Consider the following 3,929-nt stretch of genomic DNA (forward strand, 5'->3'; position numbering starts at 1 on the left):
GCATTTCATCATCACGACTTAAACGCTCATAAAGGGCTGTTTGTCCTGTTCTTTTCGTATTTGACATGAGAATTACCTCCTTTCCAAGTTTTATTATTTTCTCTGTCCCTAAAAGGCTAATCCTTTCGGATCGGTTACAACATATGATGAATGCATTTGCATTAAATTAGGTTTCACAAAATATCTGGTTTTTCCACTGCCACTTCCCCCTACTACAAGTACATTTTTATTTCTTGCATATTTAGGTAATTTAGGTCTACTGTTCATAGTAAGTCTTTCCGTATTGGTTAAAAGTATGTTGTTTTCAAATTTTTCATCTGCATAAGGCTCTATGTCTTTAATACCTCCCCATCTGGCTGAACCATATTCTACTCCTTGGCGAAATTTCTTTGCATTTTTCTTTTTTTGATAAACAATAAGCCAAATGCCTGCGGAAAAACAAATACCTGCAAGAAGCTCATCTATATGAAATGATGGCAGATACGACATATCCGCTATATTTGATAATGCCGCAATTACTTTGTCTATAAAATCTCCGCCCTTGTAGCTGTTTATATGCCTTGACGCTATATTCCCCAGATAAAAGAAAAAGAGATAAGGCAAGTTCTTAAATAAAAACTTTTTCTTATCTCTTATGTTAAGTATATTTTTTATATCTTTTAGTATTTCTTTTACAATCTTCGTTTTTATCACTCCCTCCTGATTTACTCATCTTTGTATCTGATTACAGGAACTTGCTTTATTTTTTTGCCTATATTTTTCCTTTCTAATGCAAAAATCATATCTCCTGTTCTTTCAAAGTATCCCATATCTTTATGATAGCTGATACCGCATTTACAATGTAGCAGTCCTATAAACTGCTGTTTCATTTTACGGCTACATCTTGGACATATATTTTTCTTCATTTAGGCAGCTTTCCTTTCTACAATTATTACTTTAACATTATATCACTTTTTACTTCATTTCCCCAAATATCCCAGCCTTTCGTTTTTGCTCTTGCAAATAGTTCTATTTTTTCTGCATCGCCTACAAGTTCTACTATTTTATCTCTTACAATATCAGGCTTTTTGCTATGATATTCTAATGGGGAAAAGATAAGCTGAAATACTTTGTTGGATTTTCTTTTAGGTGTTCCTCTTTTCGCAAGCAAGCATATCTCGGCATTACTTCTTGTCCAATTTCCAAGTCCAAAGTATGGTGTTTGTTTCTTTTTATTTAATTTTACCCAAACAAAGGCTACTGTCCTATACTTAAATCCCCAAGCTTCAATTACTCTTAGAGCCTCCTTTAACTTCGGAAAGGTTGCCCATAAGAAAAGAATGCAGTCTTTATCTGAAATCTCTTTTACAGGTAGACTGCATATTTCTTCTATCTCCATAGTAGGATATTGCTTTTCTGCCACACCTTCTCCTATTTTTCTGTCATATTTCCATGGAGGATCGGCATAGATAATTTTATACTTTTTCAATAATAAACTTCACCCCCCTTTCCCTTATAGGCTTTGCTCCTGATGTTTTTCTTTAATCTTATCTTTCTGTGGCATATTTTTAACCTTATCTTTGAATACATTGAGTTTGTTCATTACCGACTCTCTTTGCTTATTCTTTCCTGCAAATTTTGCTACGGTATCTTTGAAAGCCTGTTCCATAATCTTTTCATCTTTGGCTTGAAAGAAAATAATATTGTTTCCTGTTGTCAGGTCTTTTTTGATACTGAATTTTACCCCATTTTTGTTTAGCTCTCTTTTTAGGCTCTTTAAGTCCACATCATTTAATTCTAAGGTTTCCACTTTGCCTTTTTTTAATAAGTCTTTTACACTTGTAGGCTTTTGCTTGTCTATAAACTCCTTAAAGCCGTTTTTCTCTTTTTCCGCCTTGTTAAGTATCCTTTTCATCAGTTTTATTACTTCTCTTGCTGTAAGATTGAGTGCTTTTTTCTTTACCGCAAGCACCTGTCTTGTTACTTCTTCGTTTACCAAGGTATCACCTGCCTTCCATCAAAACCATATTGGCTACCATTGCCTTTTCTCTCATGGTTTTTATTCTATGATTTTCTCCGTTGAAGATAAGTGGGGTTGCCATTTCAAGTAGTCTGGAGTATATCCTTTTTTCTTTTAAGTCAGTTGTATTCATCAAATATGAGATTGGCAGATTGGTTGTAACAAGGATAGGCTTATTCACCCTATATCTGCTGTCTATAATATTAAAAATATGCTCCATGGCAAATGAGGTATCTCTTTGTATCCCAAAATCATCTATAATCAAAAGTCTGTTACTGTTTAGGTTTTTGATATACTTATTTTTATCTATCTGTAGATTCATCATATCGTTTAATATAACTCCAAAATTAGTCATTCTAACGGATACTCCTTTTTCTATCAAGGCATTTGCAATAGAAGCTGCCAAGTATGTTTTTCCGGTTCCAACCGCACCTGTTAATATAAGTCCTATATTTTCTTTTTCCATATCTTCAAAATGCTTTACATAGTTTAATCCTGCCTGCCTATACTCTAAGCTCCCATCTTCTCTTTCAAAGGTCTGTGCATACATTAGCTCATCATCAAATGCCATACTCTTAAACATATTTATTCGCATACCATGCTCGAATTCTTCCATTTCTTTTCTTTGCTTTTCTATCTCCTTATTTCTGCAATCACAGTTTTTCGGTATTTTTCTTAAAACTCCTCCTATGTTTGCCATCTGTTGCTTTGCTGTATTGCACTTTCCACAATAAACAAGCCCATCTTCGTTCTTTACATAATCTCCGTTGTCCTCATTAAGTATACTCTTTTCCATGTTTTGAAGTACATTATCAAGTAGTTCTTTCGTCGTTTCCATTTTCAATCCTCACTTTCTCTAAGCTAATTTTTAATACTTATGTTTTTGTCTGTCAGCCTTTTAAAAATTCCTGCCATAACCTTTCATCATTTGCATAATTTCCTAAGCTATATTTCGTTTGAGGCGGTTTCTTATAATATGCTATGTTTATAGGGGCATTGTAGATAAGCGATAGCAAATAGGCTTTAAGATGTGCAATTTTTGATGTATTTTCCTTTAGAACACACAAAACATACTCTATATGCTCTTTTTTTAGACTTAAAAACCTTTCTCTGATTTTTTCATAGCTTATCCAAGTTTGGTTTATCTTTAAGTCTTTTTTTCCTGTTACTGCATCCGTCATAATTTCTACAATAAGGTCTATCCTTTCTTTACTACTGCCGTCCCTACTGAGTAAATCCAAATACTCTATATTTTGCTTTATTGTTTTTTTCGTTTCACCTCCTCCTTTATTTTCTACTTCTGTTTCATATATCACTTTTCCTATGTAGGTGGTATTACTGATATCAGTATCATTCTCTTTAGTTTTATTCATTTTAGTATTATTTATATTAGTATTATTAGAGTTTGTTTTTGAAACTTCTTGAAGTTTATTTTCTAAATTTCTTGAAGTTTGTTTTTCAAACTTCTGTAAGTTTGCTTTTAAAACTTCTTGTAATTTGTTATCCAAACTTCTATTTTCATTATTCCTCTCCTCTTGCATTGTACTTTCTTCCACCGTTTCCACAAGAAAATTTTTGACATAGATGATATTTGGCTTTCCAAGACCTCTTCTTTTCTTTTCTATCAGTCCGAAATCCTGTATTTCTTTCATAATATTTACTGCCTTATTCCTGCCTATATTCATAGTTTCTTCTATTTCATCTATGGTAAAGATAATAAACACTTTATTTTCTTCATCAAGCCACCCGTTTTTCATAGAAAGGCTCATTCTGTCTAATAAAATACCGTAAAGCACTTTGGCATCACTGCTAAGGCTGCCAAATGTCTTATCTGTAAATAACAGTTTGGGAATACGAAAAAAGGAGAATTGTTCTGCTTCTTTTCCGTAATAGTAGCTAAATTTGATACTCATAACTTCCTCCTTCTTTA

Annotated in this window: 5 protein-coding genes and 1 pseudogene; all 6 read right to left on the reverse strand. The window is 33.0% G+C overall.

Annotated elements, in window-relative coordinates:
• Positions 1 to 120: 120 nt before the first annotated feature.
• Positions 121 to 678: pseudogene (locus ACTTG8_RS09865) on the reverse strand (type IV secretory system conjugative DNA transfer family protein); the annotation flags it as partial.
• 26 nt (positions 679 to 704) lie between these two features.
• Complete coding sequence (locus tag ACTTG8_RS09870) at positions 705 to 905, reverse strand: hypothetical protein (RefSeq protein ID WP_442561937.1); 201 nt, start codon at positions 903 to 905, stop codon at positions 705 to 707.
• Positions 906 to 931: 26 nt separating this feature from the next.
• Positions 932 to 1,468 (reverse strand): MT-A70 family methyltransferase, encoded by a 537-nt coding sequence (locus ACTTG8_RS09875; protein WP_442561938.1) that lies wholly within the window; start codon positions 1,466 to 1,468, stop codon positions 932 to 934.
• A 24-nt stretch (positions 1,469 to 1,492) separates the two neighbouring features.
• Complete coding sequence (locus ACTTG8_RS09880) at positions 1,493 to 1,978, reverse strand: PcfB family protein (protein WP_442561939.1); 486 nt, start codon at positions 1,976 to 1,978, stop codon at positions 1,493 to 1,495.
• A 4-nt stretch (positions 1,979 to 1,982) separates the two neighbouring features.
• Positions 1,983 to 2,837 carry an ATP-binding protein gene (locus tag ACTTG8_RS09885; RefSeq protein WP_442561940.1) on the reverse strand — a complete coding sequence of 285 codons (855 nt, stop codon included), beginning with the start codon at positions 2,835 to 2,837 and terminating at the stop codon, positions 1,983 to 1,985.
• 52 nt (positions 2,838 to 2,889) lie between these two features.
• Positions 2,890 to 3,912: a replication initiator protein A gene (locus ACTTG8_RS09890; RefSeq protein WP_442561941.1), complete on the reverse strand. Its 1,023-nt coding sequence runs from the start codon at positions 3,910 to 3,912 to the stop codon at positions 2,890 to 2,892.
• Positions 3,913 to 3,929 lie beyond the last annotated feature (17 nt).

Source organism: Catonella sp. (genome assembly GCF_052173895.1).
In the GTDB taxonomy this organism is placed as follows: domain Bacteria; phylum Bacillota; class Clostridia; order Lachnospirales; family Lachnospiraceae; genus Catonella.

What these genes read in the sequence shown, in the direction of transcription:
- ACTTG8_RS09870 (WP_442561937.1), bottom strand. Translation starts at nt 905, where the DNA reads ATGAAGAAAAATATATGTCCAAGATGTAGCCGTAAAATGAAACAGCAG.
- ACTTG8_RS09885 (WP_442561940.1), bottom strand. Translation starts at nt 2,837, where the DNA reads ATGGAAACGACGAAAGAACTACTTGATAATGTACTTCAAAACATGGAA.
- ACTTG8_RS09890 (WP_442561941.1), bottom strand. Translation starts at nt 3,912, where the DNA reads ATGAGTATCAAATTTAGCTACTATTACGGAAAAGAAGCAGAACAATTC.